Here is a 16,471-nt window from a genome sequence, read left to right on the forward strand (position 1 = left end):
CCCACGGCATAATCAGAAGGGCCTACTGCTGGGCCACAAATGGCGCCACAGCGCTACAGCACCGCTGTGGGCAGCAAAATGTTCCCCTGGTCGGCTCGCCGCAGTTCTCGCGAAACCTGCTGCATTCGGGTGGACTCCGGCGGACCTCGACCAGCTCTTACGTGACCACGTCAGCCTCGGAGGTTGGATCGCCACCGACCCCAGCGACCCGGTACGACTCCTCGGAGGGCTGCTCAAGAAGCACGGCGACATGGAAGACCGTCCCGCGGCCGCCGAAGAAGCGCGCGAGGCCGAGTTCCGCCGAGCAGCCGCCGCTCGCCGACGAGCAATCGCCAACTGCTCCCTATGCGGCGAGGACGGCTACCGAGACCTGGGCGATGTCGTGGCGCGATGTGACCACCACATCGCCGGATGACCGCCACCAGTCATTGGGCAGTGTTGTAACGCTACAACGTTGGCCAGTTATAACGGTGTGCGGTTAGGTGTTATGCGCGGACAACGTTGTAGGGTTGGTAAATTACATCGTTGTAGGCTTAGATAGCTACAACACTCAAACGTTGCAGTGTTCGACCATTGCAACGTTGTAACTAGCCAACGTTCAAAAGTTTCAGATAGGCAACACTACAACGTTGAAAGGTTCTGCACTTTCAACGTTGTGTCGTTCCAACGTTTGAGGGTTCCACCGTTATACGGTTTCGGGGTTACACGGTTACAGGCTTTAGTGCCCATAACGGCTCAACCGCAGGGTATTACAAGGTTTGAACGCTACAAAGGTGCAACGTTGCAACCGAACGACTGATGGCAGATCGCGCCAGCGTTATGCCGCTACAACGTTTCAATAGTGGAAGGTCACAATGGCGAAGATCGTCGTGCATCACTCTCGAAAGGGAGGGGTGGGCAAGAGTACGGGTGCGTACGAGCTGGCCTACCTGCTGGACGCTGTCCTGGTCGACTTCGAGCACGACGGTGGGGGAGTGACTGGAAAGTGGGGGTATCGGCCGCTGGAACGGCTGCGGATTCCGATCCTGGATGCATTTGAGAGCGGTAGAACACCTCGCCCGTTGAAGGGGCACGGCAAGCCTCGGCTGGTGCCCGGACATCCTGACCTTTACGACCAGATGCCCCAACATGAGGTCGTAGCCGATGCGCTCGAGCGATGGGCGAAGGATTGGGACACCGAATGGGTTGTTGTCGACACACACCCCGGGATCTCTCCCGCCGCGTTCGGTGCACTCAGTGTTGCTCACGCGGTGATCGTGCCGACGCCACTGCGCAACCTCGATCTGACCGCCACCGAAGAGCTCATCAATGACATGCCGGACTACCCACTCATCATCTCGCCGACGATGATCCCGCCTGTTCCACCGGAGGCAGAGCTCAGAAGGCTAGCTAAGGCGGTTGAGGGCACCCCCGTTCAGGTGGGTCCGCCCGTCCCAAGAGCGGTTGCCGTCGAGCGCCGCACCAAACGCATCGCGATTACATCCGAGAACCCGCCGGCGAAGGCACTGCAACCTGTCGCCGAGGCATACGAAGAAACCGCGAAGTTCGTCCAGGAGTATGTCCGATGAGTGCAATGAGCGGCCTTGACGCAATGGCCAAACAACGTGAGAAGCGGGCCAAATCCCGGCCTATGCCACCGCCGCGCCACACGGCGCCGCCGGTATCCGCGACCGAAACCGCTAGCGGACCTGGCGAAGTGTCGGGGGAGTCCAACGAGTCACCGTCTGCAACGACCAACACCGAGCCAGCCAGAACCACGGCAACGCCCGAAGCGGTGCAGGCCGCGCCCACTCCACCAGAATCAACTAAGCCCTCGGTCACGGTGGCCGCGAAACCTCGCCCCACAACACCGAAGCCGAAGAAGAACCCCGCGCCAGCGCCATCCACTGACGCCGCTGGCGGTTCGACTGGTCGCACCGTGGGCCCGAGCACGATCTACTTCGATGAAGAGACTGACGACTTCCTTGAGGAAGTGAGCATCGCTGGCCGCCGAACCAAGCCCAGGATCGACTCGCGAAGCGCGATCGCGAGGTTCGCGATGCGCAGACTGATGAACGAGATGTCACCTGAGGAAGTAATCGCCGCCATTCGGGCGGAGATAGAAGCCGCCGGACCGAGCCAGAACAAGCCAGGCCGCCCGCGACGCTACTGAAGTTAGACAGTTGTAACGGTACAACGTTACAACTGCTTGCGCGCCGTCGAATCCGTGCGAGTGCAGTGCGGCAGCACGAATAGGAGAAGCAAGGTGGCGGTCCTGGTGGCGATTGCGGCGCCAGGCACACCCCCGCCACTCGAACAGACTACATGCGCATCGAACACCCATTCGAGCACCGGGGTTAGACTCTGTGCATGTTTGACCACTGGCCCGACACCCGAGCGCTGCGCGTGTTCGACCCGCCGAAGCCCGTTGTGGTCGACATGGCGATCGCGGACCCCTCCTGCGGGCGGTCTTATGCGGCCGGCAGGGGAGTGTCACTGCGAGTCCGTGCCTCCGGCGCCCGGATCGAGCCGGCCATGCCCGCCCTGCTCTTCTTTTAGCGTGGCTCCAACTCTCAAACGGCCTCTGGCGCGGGATATGTCAGATGCCGGTCGAGAGCACCAATCACGTTTCCTCAGTCACGATCACCATGTGGGTGCCGCCCGAGGCACTACAACCGCGAGAGGACCCCGCACCGCAATGACCGAGAACAACGACGCCCGGGGCAGGCCCCACCAATCGCGTCGCGCCTACGCGTGGCCGCGGGTCTCGTCGTGGCATGCACCGCAGTTGCGGCTTGACCTTTCGTTCAGCTCGTCGCCTGCGCGACCGCTTGAACAATCAGGTCGTGATCAGGTCGGTCTGCGGAAGCATGTGCGACGCCGCTGAGGTATGCGGCGAGGTCGGCGACCCGAGCCGGATCGGTGGTGGCGAGCGCCCCGATCGCGGCCGCGGGAGTCGCAACGGGAAGCCCGTCGATCAGGGTCACCTCGTCCCACGAAAGTGGGCCGTCGACCGCCAGCAGTTCTGCGGTGCTCACGCTGTAGCGACGGATGGAATTGGTCCTGATCACCGCGAGCTGGGGGAGCCGGCCGATGGCATCGGCGAGCCCGTGGATGGCCAACGCGGTCGTTCCGGTGACGACGTGGTCAGGCCAGGTGGCCGCCAGCCGTTCGCCGGCAAACAGGAACGTGCCTGCCGCGACCCACGCCAGCCGAGCTGACTCGAGGACACCCTCGCCGACACGGCGGGGTTCGCGCATGACTCGATGCGCGACTGGCACCAGATACTTGTTCTGCCGCAACCTTTTCAGGTCAGTCGCCGTCATCTCGAATCGAGCGCACTGGCCAATGGTGAGGAAGCCCCACTGCTGGGCGCGAACGTCTGCGGTGTCGATCCACCGCAACGTCAACTGAGGGTTGAGTCGGGGGAGGTGCGCAGTCACGATGTCCGGTCAGTCCTTGTCGACGGTAGATACGTCTTCATACTCGCCCATCCGACTGTCCGACTTCACGAGCAGCGGCGCCATTGCGGCCGTCTGCTCCTTCTGGTCGTTTGTTCCCCGTGTGACGACTGAAGCCGCCGACCCGCATCGGGGTCGACGGCTTCAGCCTGTTGAGGGACGGTGCCGGTCAGTGCGCCTCTCGGCGAGTGGCCGCACGCAGCGGCGGAAAGGGGTGAGGCCCGGGGCAATGAGCCCGCCACCGTCACACCCCTCAACGGCGGCCCCGCCCGCGGTATTCCGCGCGGGCTGACCGCCCTATTCGGCGAGTTTGGCGACCGCCTGGGCCCAGAGGAAGAACTTGTTGGTGCCCAGGTCGCGCACGGTCTTGATGTTGAACGCCGCCTGGAGCTTTTCGGCGTCGCCGTCGCTGACGCCTTGCAGCGCTGCGACCGGCGCATCGGCCAGTTCGGCCAACGACTTGTCTTCGTATGCCTTGTCGAACTTGTCTGCGATTCCAGCCATGACCACTCCTTGAGAGTTCTCGACGACAGGGTTCGCAACACCCGGGAGGGTGCCGCGACCGCAGCCTAGACCGCCGTCACGACGTTCCGAAAGGACCGTCGTGACGGCGTGTGGGATGGCGGGGTGTCTATTCGCAGGCGACGCCGTCGCCGTCGCGGTCGAGCTTGCGGCTGTATCCGGGTTGGCCGGCGTAGATCGGATCCCGCTGCGGCACTTCCGCGTACCAATCCTCACGATGAAGACACCCCATGACAAGGTGGATGAGACTGTGACTGCTGTCCAGCCGCGACTCTTGGGTTGACCCAGGGCGGGCTGCCGTTGTCCTCGACGAGGAGACGTTTACCCATTGAGTGCGTCCGTACTGGGGTCAGGCGAACTATCGCAGGGCTTCGCCGAGGCGAGCGGCGGGCGTGAGGTCAGCGGCGAGACCGCCGCCGGTCGCAGCCCGGGCAAGAGCGCGACCCAGCGCAGGTGCCTGCTTGAACAGATTGTGACCGGCCACAAAAATGACAGAGCCTGCCTCCCACACGGCCACCCCGTCCTCGCTCCATGGGAGGTCGGTCACCCAGCAGTGAAGAAAGTCGCGCGGCTCTGGGTGGAGACCGGGCAGCGCCCGTGTCACGTATTCGCGCGCGCGTTCGTCCAGCGATCGAATCGCCGCAGGGTCGATGAACGTTCCGTCGTCGCGGACGCCGACGGTTTCGCTGAGTCCGACCGAATAACTGCTGTTGCCCGGTAGCGGCGTCGCGTACACGCCGACTTCGCCGAAGACGCCGCTGCTGTCCTGCAGGCACGCGACTCGTGCCGGGGCGGCGGCTTTCACGTCGAAGGTCAGCCGGACGTGTGCGGCAAGGCGAACCGGCAGCGACAGGCCGACGCTGCGGGCCAGGCGGGCGGTTTCGCGGCCGGCGCACACGACCACCTTGGAGTAGACAGCCCGGTCGGTGACGCTGCGCACCTCGACCGTCCCATCGGCACGGGGATCGATGGAGATGACCTCTGCGGTGGTGACGGCATCTGCGAGGGCACCCGCGAGTGCCGTGATCGCGGTGCGGGTGCGGATCGCGCCGCCCGACTCGTCGAGCACCGCTGGCCCCGAGTACCCAGCGAGCAGCGGCATTCGCTGGGCGAGCTCGGCTGCATCGATCTCGTGCGCTTCCACGCCGCCGACCTGGTCGAGCACCCGCAGCCGCGCCAGGGCGCTCTCGCCGATCGCCACGACACCGTCTGATGAGACCAGCTCGACGTCGAAGTGTTCGGCCCACTCATCCCATACGCCGCGGCTTTCGCGCGCGAAAGCGACGAGTCGCGGGTCGTCATGGGCATGCCGGAAGATCCGCGACTCGCCCGCGGACTGACCCGTTCCGGGCAGACCGGCCTCGTACAAGCGCACCGGCACGCCCTGCTCCCGCAGCGCGTACGCCGTCGACAGACCGACGATCCCGCCCCCGATCACTGCTACCTCGGGTGAACGCGTCGGGGCAACGTCGTCGTCAGTTCCTGTCATCGCGGTTCCTCGATCCGTTAGGGATGGGCGATAGGCCGCAAGAGAAGGGGCCGCTGCCACGACGTCAACGGGCTGTGTCAGCCCGAAGTCACCGCGCGCAGCGACCCCTCATGTCGCGGTCAGTACTCCCGGTCTGTGGTGTCAGGCGGGGAGCTTGGAAGCCAGGACGTCGAGCTTCTCGATCGTGGGTTCGGAGAACAACGTGCCGGCGTTCTCGCCGAGCGCTACCGCCACGGGTCCGGACAGGTGGGCATCACGTCCGGCGTCGTCCGGAAAGACGTCGAAGATACCGAACGAGGTCGGCCCGAGGCGGATCGCGAACCACGCGGTGGTGGCCTGCTCTCCCTCGACAAGCCCACGGCCGCTGTCGAGGAAGTCCTTCACCTCGTCCTCCTTGCCGGGCAACGCGTCGAACCTGACCAGCAATCCCTTGGTCACACTCATGATGTCTCCTATTCCTTTGTCGTGGTGCCGGCGAGTTGGGACACGAGCGCGTCGCAGAACGCCGACAGATCGTCGGGCGAGCGGCTGGTGATGAGATTCTTGTCGACCACGACCTCCTGGTCGACGACGTTCGCGCCGGCGTTGCGCAGGTCCGTGCGGATGCTCGGGAAGGACGTCAGGGTGCGACCAGTGACCACACCGGCCTCGATCAACGTCCAAGGCCCGTGACAGATCGCCGCCACGGGCTTGCCACTCTCGACGAAGTCGCGGACGAACGCGACAGCGTCCTCGTCGACCCGGAGCTGGTCGGGGTTCACCGTGCCGCCGGGAAGCAGCAGGGCGTCGTAGTCGCCCATCGAGGCCTCGGCGACCAGCCCGTCGACGGTGAACGTGCCCGCTTCATCCAGGTCGTTCTTACGGGCCTTGATCTCGCCGTCGTGGATCGACAGGACCTCTGTCCGGGCGCCGGCCCGGTCCAGTGCCTCGCGGGGTTGCTCGAGCTCGACGCGTTCGACCCCGTCCGCGGCGAGGATCGCGACTCTCCAGCCCTGCAGATCTGCTGCCATGTCAGTTCGCCTACTTTCCGCTGGACATACCCGGCTTGATCACGACCTTGGTCCAGCCCTCGGACCTGGCGTCGAAGTTCCTGTAGGCGTCGGCGGCCTCTTCCAGCGAGATCTCGTGGGAGACGATCCAGGACGGCTTCGCCTTGTCAGCCGCGATCAGGTCCCGGAGCCGGCGGTTGTACTTCTTGACCGGGGCTTGACCGTTGCCCATGGTCTGCCCCTTGAACCAGTGGGTGCCGAAGTCGATGGCCGCCTTGCCCTGCTTGGCCAAGTCGTCCTCGGCACCTGGATCCGGTATGAAGCGGACTCGCGCGTAGGCCTCGAACTCAGGAGGGCCGAACAGTGCTAGTGCCTTCCATGCCTGGCCCGACGCGACGTCGTCGGTCGCGTCACGACTTCGCGTGATCCAGTCCGCGGGCGAGACATCAGCACAGAAACGCAGCATGCCACGACTATGCGCCGGACCGGGTTGCCGCGGACATCCATTTACAGAACGCCCGGGCGTCTCATCTGATGCATCATTGATTCATCCAATGCATCATCGACGCCACTCCGCAGGTCATCGGGCTGAATTCCGTGGCAACGCGGCCCGGCCTCAAGCGCTCGGCCTCGCGTCAAGTTGTGTCGCTTACTCGAATGCCGCTGCGAAACAATGGTGTTCGTGACCGCGGTCAGGATCAGGAGGAGTGGCGAGTTGATGCATCTGATGCAGTATGCAGTGGTTCCACTGACATAATACAAGTTATCGGCACTCGTAAATTGCTGAGGGAGAATAGGTTTGGATTGCCTTTGACATAAGCTATGAGGTTCTCCCAGTCGCAGGCAGCTCGGGTCTACGGCCAAAGTCACTTCGTGAACCGCCACCATTTTCCGATGGCGTCGAGATCATCAGCCATAACTTCGATGAGCTCCGAACGTGCTAGATCTGATTTCGACCGGGCGTAGCCGCTACCCAGCGGTACGTCTTCTGGTCGATTTAGTGGCGGTGCTTGCCAAGCGCTCGTCATATCGGGGCCGACCTCCGCGGTAGCTGCGTTAGCGAAGGCTCTATATGAACGGCTTACAGACGGAGGCGCGTGCAGTTCGATCAACGCTTGATGATGTGAAATTGCCGTTTTCGCGTCTGAAAGTGCACTGGAAATTGTAAACCAGTTAGCTGGGTCCGCTATCTTTCGCCGTATACGGTACGGCCCCTCCAGGTACTCCTCAACCGCGCCAATGGCGTTGCCGTAGAGGTCGGCTCGTTCACTTCGACGCGTGATCTTACGCTGAATGCTGTACCCGATCACAGCTATGACGGCGGCGATCAGCGCGGCGACCGCCGCCGCAATTATCGGCGCACCATCTGACCATCCGAAACCTTCGAAGAATCCGCTGGACGAGCTAGTTTGCCCACCGGGTGGTTGAGGACCTGCGCTGGTCACGCTGCGTCTACCGTTGGGAATCCATGCTCGGCTTCATCGCCGAGCCATTCTCCACCGGCATGACCGCCGGTGGCGCGCCAATACGCTTCGTAACCCAGGTGATCGACGGTGACGTCGAGCAGATCATTCAAGCCCTTCGTCGCGGTCCATCGACGTGATGGTGGGTCGAGCGGATAGTAGAGGCAGAGGGCATCATCCTCAGACATGCGGTGCTTAGATGGCATTCCTAGCTCTGCCCAAACGCGCGGATAGTCCTCAGCGTGTAGTCCGTACGTGTCGTATGCCGGTCGGGCGTAGAAGACAACAGTGACCAAGACGAGGTCGTTCGGGCCGCGCACGTCGAGGTCAACCTGGTATCCCAGCGCATACGGACCTTCGATGATGCGCAGATTGTCTCCATGAAGCCTGCGGGCGTGAGCTTCCATTGCCACTCGCCACGCTGGTAGCGATCCGTACCAAGTGGCTGGAAACTGCTGGTTGGGAGTGTTTTGAAAGAACGTGGCCCATGGGGCCGGCAGATGGTCGAGAGGGGCCGAATTGGGCGCGCGAGAACCTGGGAAGGGGCCACGGTGTGTAGGCGCCGGACGAACTGGTCGCCGTTTCGAGGACTTGCGTGGAACACGGCGGGCGCGATGTGAGCTCACCGAGCCCACGACCTGACTGGGGTCCGATCACGTACTTGCGGCGAAAGTGCTGGAGCGGTCGGTACAGATCGCTGGCGACGGTTCTGCGCAGTCCGCTGGAGATGCTGCTCGGCTATGGCTGCGGCCGGTGGACGTGAAAGCATCTGTTCGTCATTGAAGAAGATTGCAAGCGCCTCAATGGCTAGCACATCGTAGCCCTCAGCGTCGTATTGGATGGCCTCGGCGAGCTTCGCGCGGGCCTTCTGGAGCTTGGCTACGAGTTCTGTGCGGTCGCCTGGCAAGGCGATGGCTCCCGCGACTCCGGCAGGATCTGGTGTGTCACGCCAACTGAGGTCGTCGATGGCATGGTCGAACCAAGCAACCATGCCATCGAGCTGGTCGAGCTCGACGGCCAAGCATGCCAGCGCTAGGGCCTTGATGTTCCAGCTACACAAGGGTTTCGAGTGAGTGCGAGCCCAGTGTTTGAGCAACCGGACGGTCCGGGAGTAGTTGTAGGCGCTGGATTTCGCCGCGCTCCGCACCAAGGTGGTGTGCGTTTCGGGGTCGGACCGGTCCCACGAGTCGTAGTTGGGGATCCATAGGCCGGCGCCCGTCGGGTAATCGAGTGCGACGATCACGTCCGCGCTGAAGTCATCCTGACTCGGATCGACAGGGCTTCCAAATGAGACGTACACCGATCGTTTACGGCCGCCAACTATGACCCGAAGGTTGGGAAATTCGGTCTTGTGAGCACTGCGGATCGCATCGGCAGCTCGGAGCTGGAGGACCTCCGGGCCCTGACCGTGCGGGCCATACGTGCTCTCCGGATCAGGCACGACGACACCGAGGTCGATGTCGGTTAGTGGGGTGAGGGCGTCACCATGCGCTACCGACCCGTTCAAGTAGGTACGGCTGGTTCGGCCGAACTCCCTCCGCAAAGTGCTGGCTAGAAGATCGCGTCGGCGACGGGCTTCAGCGAGTTCGTCGTCGCTGACCTGGATGCGCTGACGTGCTTCGCGGAGGACGTCAGCGAGGCGTCGGCTCGTGGTCAGGTCGGGGGCGGCCATAGCTCACCGTTTCCGGCAGACGATGTCGACACCCTTTTGCCAGGCTTCTCCTGTGATGTTGGCGCAGCACCAACGCCCGGTGTAGCGTCTGAATTGCATCCCCATGCGAACAGACGATCCCCAGGCCGGGTGACGATCCCCGCTCTGGGGATTTGTCATGTCTTGCCTCTGATTCAGAACCCTACACCTAGTGGGTGACATTTCTGTCCACCACAACGGGTTGTGAATAACATTCGTGCAAGTCGAGGCGCGAGCGGAGTGGGGCAACGCAGAAAGCCGCCCCCGTGTGTCCCCTGAGCCCTGTCGAGGCGTAGCCCACCAATAGGGTGTTTCATCATGTCGACGGCGTGGGCAGACGAAAGCGGGTCGCGACCGGATATGGATCCCGGCGCGTACCTGATGTCCGCGGCACTCTGCGACGAAGACGACGTCGACACCCTCCGCAACGCCATGGAAGTGCTGCGCCTGGCCGAGCCGAAGGTGCACTGGCACGGCAGCAGCGAGCAACGGCGAACCGATCTCGTCACCGCGGTCGCCGAACTGCCCCTGACAGGGTTCGTCGTGGTGCACGTCGACAAGGAATCCTCGGATCGGCGGCACCGACGCAAATGCATGGAGTTCTTACTCCCGCACCTGGCCGACATGCCGTGCGTCACGATCACGCTGGAATCCCGAGGCCAACAGGACGCGAGCGATATGGACATGCTGCACAAGCTCCGCGCACGACATGCGGTCGCCCAACTCTGCGAATCGACCACGCTATCGGCCGCAACGAACCGGCGCTCTGGGTCGCCGACATCGTCTGCGGTGCCGTGGTGCAACATCGCTGCGGCCGCGGGGACTACCTCGACATACTCGGGTCTGGTGTAGAAATACACACCATCGGCCCCTGAAAGACCGCGAGCCACAGGCCTCGTCGTCCGGCGAGTAATCCTGTGGCTCACTTCCAAGCCCACCGCAATGGGCTGGCTACGGCTCCGATTGTAGCCTCACTACGTGGCTACACGCCACCCAAGCCCGTGCACGTGGAGCGCCTGCCATGCAGGCCTGTCACGCTCTGTCCCTCCAGCGCTCGTTGGCCGACTGCCGTGTCATCCCGGCCGCCGCACCGATATCGGCCCACGAGCGACCCAGCCGGCGAGCCTTAACCACCGCGGCGTCGAGTTGTGCGTCGGCGTCCCTGCGGGCAGCCGCGGCTACCCGGATCTCGCCATCAACGTCGATCGGGTCGAGATGTTCGCGCTGCCACACCGCTCGGGCGGCCTCCGCGACCTCGGGCCGCACGTTGACGTCGAGGTCGGTGTCGGGGGCGAACACCTGGCGGCGGGCCAGGTCCTCGAGGGACGCTGAGGGCACCCGCATCCACTGGACGGAATCGGTCCAGGTCGACACATCAGAGCTGGTTCGCCGGGCGCAATCGCAGGACAACAGCCAGCCGACGATCTCGGCCGACGGCCGCCGACGATCCTCGTACGGGTGCCGGCCGGTCTCCACGATCTCGTAGTCCACGCCGTCGATCATGGTCGACCCGTGGCTCACGGCCCCGTTCTCGAAGAACGGCACCAACGCCGCCTCGTGCAAGTGCGTGTCGCTCTCGTGCATCCAACCCATGCCGATAGGGTAGCCCTGTGATGTCAGGAGAACCAGACGCCGGCTTTCTCAACGTCAGGTTTACCTGACATAAGATACATTATCGGCTAAACATATGGCTAGTTTCTGGCCAGTCTAGCGGCTAGGCTGAATGCATGACGACAGTGCCTCTCGGTGAAGCCAAGGACAAGCTCTCCGCGCTCATCGACAGCGCCGAGAGCACGCACGACATCATCACGATCACCAAGCACGGCAAACCTGCCGCGGTGCTGATGTCGGCTGACGACCTCGAATCGCTGCACGAAACGATCTACTGGCTCTCACGCGCCGGCATCCGCGAAGCTGTCGCGGCTGCCGACGTCGAGTACGCCGCCGGCCACACCGTTTCCCTCGAGGACCTGCGCGCCGAACACGGCATGCCGCCCCAGTGAGCGACAATCCCACGGACTCGGCCGATGAGTACCGCGTCGAGGTCGCATCCCCCGCACGCCGCGATCTGCAACGCCTTCCATCCCGGATCGTCCACGCTGTCATCGAGTTCATCTCCGGGCCCCTCGCCGGCAACCCGCACCGCCTCAGCAAACCGCTCCGCGACGACCTCGAAGGCCTTCACAGCGCACGCCGCGGCGACTACCGCATCCTGCTGCGCATCGACGATCCCAACCACACCATCGTCATCGTCAAGATCGACCACCGAGCCCACGCCTACCGCACCTAACCCACAGCGCCACAATACGTCCCTGACACCATGAGGAGCATCGTGAACGACTCCGGCCGGACACTCGACCACGCCATCGACGCGCTCTACGACCCCATCAACGCCCTGCAACGCCAGGTCCTCGACATCGAGCGCAGCTACCGCGACCTCGCCCAACGCGACGACCTCGCCACCGACACCCTTGGGGCGCCCACCACTCCCGCCGAAGCCATCGCCGGCATCACCGAAGCACTGGCATCTCTCCGCGATGCGCTCCGCGCCGCTGAAGGACACCGCGACACTGCCAAGCAGCATGCAGCACGCCTCTACATCGACCACTGACACCTGTCAGAGGCCACCGGCACAATTTAGTGCGAAGCCCTCCATCCGCAAGCCATCGACCGCGAGGTGTTGGGCATGCAGGTGGCCACCAGTGAGACCAAGGCATCGTGGAGCACCTTCTTCGCCGACCTGGTGGCCCGCGGCCTGGGCGGGGTGCGCTTGGTGACCTCCGATGCTCATGCCGGGCTCATCGAGGCGATCGCAGCGAACCTGCCCGGCGCGGTATGGCAGCGCTGCCGCACCCACTACGCCGCCAACCTCATGGCAGTGTGCCCCAAGTCCATGTGGCCGGCGGTAAAAGCGATGCTGCACAGCGTGTATGCCCAGCCCGCCGCCACCGCGGATGGCGCGACCACGAGCTCGACTTCGCCGCTCGAGACCTGATCCGGTACTGAGTTGAGACGCTGGCTGTCGAGACGTGCGCACCTCAATGTGCGCGCCCGGGATGCGGGGTCAGTCGCGGCCGCGGTTGGATGTCTAGTGTTCGGGATTCTCGGCTAGGTCGCGGGCATCGACCGCTGCGTTGTGCTCGTCGTCAGCGGCGTTGAGGTGGAGCTCGGCGGACTCGCGGTGGACAAGGCCCCGCCCCGGGGCGGAGCGTTCGGCGGCCATGGCATGTATCGACGCCGCGCGTTCATGCGCCAGAACAGCGTCATCATGTCGTTGAGCTGCGGACGCGTGTGCAGCGACGGCGCGCGTCATCGACTCCCGGGCATGTGCCGCAGCTGCTGCCGCGGTTTCCGCCGTGGCCGGTTCGCCATCGGCCAGCCGCTGGCGACGTCGTTTCAACTGCTCCAGTCTCGCAGCAGCCTTGCCCTGGGCATCTTGGCTCCCTGAGTCAGGTCTGTCGTCATCCACGAATCGATTCTCCCAGCTCGTTGCCGCTGGCGTACCCCGATCACGCAGGTGGCCTGGTTGGGGCACGACGATGACGTGGGCTCGTCGCCGCCAGCACGCGACTACGCGCCGGCGACGACATGCGCCGAGACTTCGATCACCTCATCCTCACCGCACCCCAGCCCACCGGCCACCCCCCCCAGCCCACCGGCCACCCCCGAGGTCACCACGCCAGCGCACCGCCACCACGACGGACCGACCTCGCCCACCCAGTAGCCGAGCATGCCCCGGACAGCACAGTGCAAGAGTTTCCGACATCCCCAACCACATCTGATTTGACGAATCGACGATCCACCAGCTCGAATGCGAATCGCGCAATCGAATGCGCAATCTCGAACGTGGTGTCGTGTGACCGTCAGGGGAGGTCTTCCAGCACAGACCCGATGAAGGGCCGCGGCGCCTGACGTCCTCGCCCGACCGCATCGATGTCGGGCAGGCGACCATGACAAAATGGGTAGGCCGGTGCAGCAGGCAGCCGTCGTCATGTCGTGGGTCGGGACCGTGGCCGCTCATCAACTGTGTGGCCCCCTTCGATGGAAGCGAGAGTCACCAGTGCAGCCAAACAACCCTGACGCCGTGGTCAACCCTGACGCCGTGGTCAACCCTGACGCGGTGGTCGTCGACGACAGCGGAGACAACGCCGGCCGTGCGTTGCTGACCATCGTCTCCGCCCAGCACGAAGAACTGGTGATCCTGGCCGTCCAAGGCAGCATCGACGTGCTCACCGCACCACAACTGTCCGAAGCAGTGACGAACGCGTTGACCGGTCAACCGCGCGGCCTGATCATCGACCTGACCACCACCGACTTTCTGGCCTCGGCCGGCATGGCCGCACTCGTCGCCGCGCACGAGGCCATCGCACCGACCGGACTGTTCGGAGTCGTCGCCGCCGCACCCGCGACGTCCCGGCCCCTGACACTCATGGGCCTGGACCAGACGATCGTCCTCTACCCCTCCCTCGCCCACGCCGTCACCGCCATGACCGACCCCACCGGAATGACCGGCACCCCGACTGGGTAGACACGGCGGCGTGGACTCATCACAGCACCTCGATGGCGACTCCACCGGTGACTTCAAACGCTCGGTCGCGGCCACCGCCGAAGCCGCCCACACACTGCGCGAACTGTTCACCCTCTGGGTGACTGCCACTGTCGACGCCGACACCGAACGCCGCGGCGACATCATCCTGGCCGTCTACGAAGCAGTCGCCAACGCCACCGAACACGCCTCCAAGAACTCCGCCGAACCCGCAACGGTCACCGTGCACAGCCGACACCGACCCAACGGCGCCCTCGAAATCACCGTCACCGACACCGGCACCTGGGACCCCAGCCCCTCAGAGCGCTTCCGCGGCCGCGGACTAGCACTCATCACCGCGCTCAGCGACACCCACGCACTCACCACCGGACCCGACGGCACCACCGTCACCATGTGCTGGCAACCGATGCCTGTCGTGACGTCATAACGCAATATTATCGGCATTCGAAAAAGGTTGCGGCAAGGGGAGGTTCGGACTTTGTCGCCCGGCGTCGGTGATCCCGGTGGCCGTGAGTCAGGTGTGCGACGTTGTTGTGTCTAGGTGGTCAGGTTGTCGACCGCGGCCGCGGTTGGATGCGGAGTGCTCGTCACCGGGCGGCGGCGAGGTGTCGTTCGGCGGCCTCGCGATGGGCACGCCTCCGTCCAGGGGAGGCACGCTGGGCGGCCATGGCATGCACCGCCGTCGCGCGTCATCGACTCCTCGGCATGTGCCGCAGCCGCGGCCGAGGTTTCCGCCGTGACCGGTTCGCCAGCGGCCAGCTGCTGTCGCCGTCGCTTCAACTGCTCCAGTCTCGCACCAGCCTTGCCCGGGCATCTCGACTCGCTGAGCCAGGTCTGGCGTCATCCATGATCTCGATTGTCCCAGCTCGCAGCCGCTGGCGTACCCCGATCACCCAGGCGGCGCCTTAGGGCGCAAGGAGGCACAAACGAGGGCATTCGTCAGAGCCCTCTGGTAAAGACTGACCGCATGTCGCGCAATCGCTCCCGGTCGCTGGTCCGGGTGAAGTACGGCCCAGACGTCAATCCTCCTGTCATCGAAGAGTTCAAACGCAAGCGGGGGCGGCCGAAGAGCCCGCTTATGCACCCGACCCCGGGGCTAGTTGCTCAACGGGTCGAGGCCTTCGTGCAGACAGTGAACGATGTGGTCCCCACCGGCACCACGGTCTCGATATGGCCGGCGATCTGAATCGCCCCGGCTTTGTTGGAGGCTCGGTTAGTTGGTTCCAGCGGTTGCCGGGACCGGGTTTTCACGGTAGCTGGTGACTGTGTGGGTCGACCAGTAGGTGGTCTCGTACTCGACGGGTGGGACGTGTCCGATCTCGCCGTGCAGGCGGCGGTGGTTGAACCAGTCGATGTACTCGGCGACGGCGATCTCGACCTCGCCGACACCGCCCCAGCCACCGCGAGGGCGCATTATTGGGTTGCGGATGCATTCGGCCTTGAACAACGAGTTGAACGCCTCGGCCATCGCATTGTCGTACGAATCGCCCTTGGAGCCAACAGAAGTCACTGCGTCTGCTTCGGCGAGACGTTCGGTGTAGCGGATGGCTCGATACTGCACTCCGCGGTCGGAGTGGTGAATCAGCCCGGCCACGCCCTGGCCGGCACGCGACCGCGCCCACAACCCCATGTCCAGGGCGTCGAGGGCGAGGTCGGTGTGCATGGTGGTCGAGACCTGCCAGCCCACGACCATCCTTGAGAAGACGTCGAGGATGAACGCGGCATACACCCACCCCGAGTGGGTGCGGATGTAGGTCAGGTCCGCCACCCACAGCGCATTCGGCGCCGCCGCGGTGAACTGCCGTTCGACACGATCTGCCGGCTGCGGAGTTTCGGCCCCCTCGCTGTGCGTGGTCGTGGGTGTCTTCAGCCTCGTTATCCCCTGTAGCCCATCAGCTTTCATCAATCGCTCGACGGTGCACCGGGCCACGCCGATACCCTTCCTGCGTAGTTCGGCGTGGACTTTGCGGGCACCGTAGACGCCGAGATTGTCGGCATGCACGGTGCGGATCTCACCGAGGATCTCGCGGTCACGGACCACCCGTGGCGCCTCGACTCGTCGAGAGCTCAGATGGGCTCGGACTGTGGACGGAGCGATCTGGGCGGCCGTGTCGCGCAGGGCCGCGCAGATCGGATCGACTCCGTGTTCGTCGCGGAAAGCGGCGACGAACTCCACGATCAACGCTGTGGGCGGTCGATCTCCGCGATGCTTCTATGTCAAGCCGCCACCGCGAACGGTCCTTTTGCGGTATTCCCGAGTTCGGATTCATCGGCACGCAGGACCTGGAACACGCGATCGGAGATGCGGCGACGAAGCAGTCGTAGCGCCTCG

At 64.3% G+C, this 16,471-nt stretch carries 22 protein-coding genes and 2 pseudogenes; 12 read left to right on the forward strand and 12 right to left on the reverse strand.

All coding sequences use genetic code 11. The annotated features are described in order from the left end of the window. Positions 1–250 precede the first annotated feature (250 nt). From BJF87_RS26065 to BJF87_RS26655, 4 genes are all read left to right on the forward strand, one after another. Positions 251–415 (forward strand): hypothetical protein, encoded by a 165-nt coding sequence (locus BJF87_RS26065; RefSeq protein WP_158037481.1) that lies wholly within the window; start codon positions 251–253, stop codon positions 413–415. Positions 416–854: 439 nt separating this feature from the next. Continuing rightward, positions 855–1,568: a ParA family protein gene (locus BJF87_RS09900; protein ID WP_075863052.1), complete on the forward strand. Its 714-nt coding sequence runs from the start codon at positions 855–857 to the stop codon at positions 1,566–1,568. Continuing rightward, the gene (locus BJF87_RS25715; protein WP_139319445.1) at positions 1,565–2,152 is read left to right on the forward strand and encodes a hypothetical protein; all 588 of its coding nucleotides are present in this window, start codon (positions 1,565–1,567) and stop codon (positions 2,150–2,152) included. Before BJF87_RS09900 ends, BJF87_RS25715 begins: the two co-directional genes overlap by 4 nt. Positions 2,153–2,349: 197 nt before the next feature. Then, positions 2,350–2,538, forward strand: a complete 189-nt coding sequence (locus BJF87_RS26655) for a hypothetical protein (RefSeq protein ID WP_262338933.1) — start codon at positions 2,350–2,352, stop codon at positions 2,536–2,538. A 248-nt stretch (positions 2,539–2,786) separates the two neighbouring features. On the opposite strand, the gene BJF87_RS09915 is transcribed toward BJF87_RS26655, so the two are convergent. The 10 genes and pseudogenes from BJF87_RS09915 to BJF87_RS09955 form a co-directional block, all read right to left on the reverse strand. Beyond that, a complete protein-coding gene (locus BJF87_RS09915; RefSeq protein ID WP_075863054.1) occupies positions 2,787–3,422 on the reverse strand; it encodes a hypothetical protein in 636 nt (211 codons plus the stop codon). Between the two features lie 315 nt (positions 3,423–3,737). Beyond that, the gene (locus tag BJF87_RS09920; protein WP_044508856.1) at positions 3,738–3,944 is read right to left on the reverse strand and encodes a hypothetical protein; all 207 of its coding nucleotides are present in this window, start codon (positions 3,942–3,944) and stop codon (positions 3,738–3,740) included. Between the two features lie 127 nt (positions 3,945–4,071). Beyond that, positions 4,072–4,143, reverse strand: a pseudogene (locus tag BJF87_RS09925) (excalibur calcium-binding domain-containing protein); the annotation flags it as partial. Between the two features lie 177 nt (positions 4,144–4,320). Then, entirely contained in the window at positions 4,321–5,451 is a 1,131-nt protein-coding gene (locus BJF87_RS09930; RefSeq protein WP_173674802.1) for an FAD-binding oxidoreductase, read from the reverse strand. Between the two features lie 141 nt (positions 5,452–5,592). Further along, positions 5,593–5,895, reverse strand: a complete 303-nt coding sequence (locus BJF87_RS09935) for a putative quinol monooxygenase (RefSeq protein ID WP_075863056.1) — start codon at positions 5,893–5,895, stop codon at positions 5,593–5,595. An 8-nt stretch (positions 5,896–5,903) separates the two neighbouring features. Then, complete coding sequence (locus tag BJF87_RS09940; protein WP_075863057.1) at positions 5,904–6,461, reverse strand: type 1 glutamine amidotransferase domain-containing protein; 558 nt, start codon at positions 6,459–6,461, stop codon at positions 5,904–5,906. 10 nt (positions 6,462–6,471) lie between these two features. Beyond that, positions 6,472–6,906 (reverse strand): hypothetical protein, encoded by a 435-nt coding sequence (locus BJF87_RS26660; RefSeq protein ID WP_262338934.1) that lies wholly within the window; start codon positions 6,904–6,906, stop codon positions 6,472–6,474. Between the two features lie 400 nt (positions 6,907–7,306). Then, positions 7,307–7,885 (reverse strand): hypothetical protein, encoded by a 579-nt coding sequence (locus BJF87_RS25720; protein WP_139104531.1) that lies wholly within the window; start codon positions 7,883–7,885, stop codon positions 7,307–7,309. Continuing rightward, entirely contained in the window at positions 7,882–8,310 is a 429-nt protein-coding gene (locus tag BJF87_RS25725; protein ID WP_075863058.1) for a hypothetical protein, read from the reverse strand. The genes BJF87_RS25720 and BJF87_RS25725 overlap by 4 nt, the downstream gene beginning before the upstream one ends. Positions 8,311–8,525: 215 nt before the next feature. After that, positions 8,526–9,575, reverse strand: coding sequence for a hypothetical protein (locus tag BJF87_RS09955; protein ID WP_065629399.1), 1,050 nt, complete (start codon positions 9,573–9,575; stop codon positions 8,526–8,528). Between the two features lie 336 nt (positions 9,576–9,911). Here BJF87_RS09955 and BJF87_RS09960 point away from each other — a divergent pair, with 336 nt between their 5' ends. Then, entirely contained in the window at positions 9,912–10,445 is a 534-nt protein-coding gene (locus tag BJF87_RS09960) for a hypothetical protein (RefSeq protein ID WP_254661162.1), read from the forward strand. Positions 10,446–10,625: 180 nt separating this feature from the next. Here BJF87_RS09960 and BJF87_RS26260 read toward each other — a convergent pair whose 3' ends face one another. Further along, entirely contained in the window at positions 10,626–11,186 is a 561-nt protein-coding gene (locus tag BJF87_RS26260; RefSeq protein ID WP_187346484.1) for a hypothetical protein, read from the reverse strand. 134 nt (positions 11,187–11,320) lie between these two features. Between BJF87_RS26260 and BJF87_RS09970 the strand changes: the two genes are divergently transcribed. The 7 genes and pseudogenes from BJF87_RS09970 to BJF87_RS10000 all read left to right on the forward strand — a co-directional run bounded on the left by BJF87_RS09970 (position 11,321) and on the right by BJF87_RS10000 (position 14,566). After that, positions 11,321–11,596 carry a type II toxin-antitoxin system Phd/YefM family antitoxin gene (locus BJF87_RS09970; RefSeq protein ID WP_075863059.1) on the forward strand — a complete coding sequence of 92 codons (276 nt, stop codon included), beginning with the start codon at positions 11,321–11,323 and terminating at the stop codon, positions 11,594–11,596. Beyond that, positions 11,593–11,883: a type II toxin-antitoxin system RelE/ParE family toxin gene (locus BJF87_RS09975; RefSeq protein WP_005203789.1), complete on the forward strand. Its 291-nt coding sequence runs from the start codon at positions 11,593–11,595 to the stop codon at positions 11,881–11,883. The genes BJF87_RS09970 and BJF87_RS09975 overlap by 4 nt, the downstream gene beginning before the upstream one ends. Positions 11,884–11,925: 42 nt before the next feature. Beyond that, complete coding sequence (locus tag BJF87_RS09980) at positions 11,926–12,204, forward strand: hypothetical protein (RefSeq protein ID WP_007240633.1); 279 nt, start codon at positions 11,926–11,928, stop codon at positions 12,202–12,204. 60 nt (positions 12,205–12,264) lie between these two features. After that, positions 12,265–12,546, forward strand: a pseudogene (locus BJF87_RS09985) (transposase); the annotation flags it as partial. Positions 12,547–12,729: 183 nt separating this feature from the next. Continuing rightward, complete coding sequence (locus BJF87_RS26395) at positions 12,730–13,041, forward strand: hypothetical protein (protein ID WP_084813173.1); 312 nt, start codon at positions 12,730–12,732, stop codon at positions 13,039–13,041. Between the two features lie 636 nt (positions 13,042–13,677). Further along, on the forward strand, positions 13,678–14,121 hold the full coding sequence (locus BJF87_RS09995; RefSeq protein WP_262338935.1) for an STAS domain-containing protein: 444 nt from the start codon (positions 13,678–13,680) through the stop codon (positions 14,119–14,121). 10 nt (positions 14,122–14,131) lie between these two features. Then, positions 14,132–14,566 carry an ATP-binding protein gene (locus BJF87_RS10000; protein WP_075863061.1) on the forward strand — a complete coding sequence of 145 codons (435 nt, stop codon included), beginning with the start codon at positions 14,132–14,134 and terminating at the stop codon, positions 14,564–14,566. Between the two features lie 786 nt (positions 14,567–15,352). Here BJF87_RS10000 and BJF87_RS10010 read toward each other — a convergent pair. Beyond that, positions 15,353–16,315: an IS3 family transposase gene (locus tag BJF87_RS10010; protein ID WP_158037485.1), complete on the reverse strand. Its 963-nt coding sequence runs from the start codon at positions 16,313–16,315 to the stop codon at positions 15,353–15,355. Positions 16,316–16,471: the final 156 nt, after the last annotated feature.

Source organism: Gordonia sp. CNJ-863 (assembly GCF_001942325.1).
GTDB lineage: Bacteria > Actinomycetota > Actinomycetes > Mycobacteriales > Mycobacteriaceae > Gordonia > Gordonia alkanivorans.

Coding starts and splice junctions, on each gene's coding strand:
- BJF87_RS26065 (WP_158037481.1), top strand. CDS start 251: ATGGAAGACCGTCCCGCGGCCGCCGAAGAAGCGCGCGAGGCCGAGTTC.
- BJF87_RS09900 (WP_075863052.1), top strand. CDS start 855: ATGGCGAAGATCGTCGTGCATCACTCTCGAAAGGGAGGGGTGGGCAAG.
- BJF87_RS25715 (WP_139319445.1), top strand. CDS start 1,565: ATGAGTGCAATGAGCGGCCTTGACGCAATGGCCAAACAACGTGAGAAG.
- BJF87_RS26655 (WP_262338933.1), top strand. CDS start 2,350: ATGTTTGACCACTGGCCCGACACCCGAGCGCTGCGCGTGTTCGACCCG.
- BJF87_RS09920 (WP_044508856.1), bottom strand. CDS start 3,944: ATGGCTGGAATCGCAGACAAGTTCGACAAGGCATACGAAGACAAGTCG.
- BJF87_RS09930 (WP_173674802.1), bottom strand. CDS start 5,451: ATGACAGGAACTGACGACGACGTTGCCCCGACGCGTTCACCCGAGGTA.
- BJF87_RS09935 (WP_075863056.1), bottom strand. CDS start 5,895: ATGAGTGTGACCAAGGGATTGCTGGTCAGGTTCGACGCGTTGCCCGGC.
- BJF87_RS09940 (WP_075863057.1), bottom strand. CDS start 6,461: ATGGCAGCAGATCTGCAGGGCTGGAGAGTCGCGATCCTCGCCGCGGAC.
- BJF87_RS26660 (WP_262338934.1), bottom strand. CDS start 6,906: ATGCTGCGTTTCTGTGCTGATGTCTCGCCCGCGGACTGGATCACGCGA.
- BJF87_RS25725 (WP_075863058.1), bottom strand. CDS start 8,310: ATGGAAGCTCACGCCCGCAGGCTTCATGGAGACAATCTGCGCATCATC.
- BJF87_RS09955 (WP_065629399.1), bottom strand. CDS start 9,575: ATGGCCGCCCCCGACCTGACCACGAGCCGACGCCTCGCTGACGTCCTC.
- BJF87_RS09960 (WP_254661162.1), top strand. CDS start 9,912: ATGTCGACGGCGTGGGCAGACGAAAGCGGGTCGCGACCGGATATGGAT.
- BJF87_RS26260 (WP_187346484.1), bottom strand. CDS start 11,186: ATGGGTTGGATGCACGAGAGCGACACGCACTTGCACGAGGCGGCGTTG.
- BJF87_RS09970 (WP_075863059.1), top strand. CDS start 11,321: ATGACGACAGTGCCTCTCGGTGAAGCCAAGGACAAGCTCTCCGCGCTC.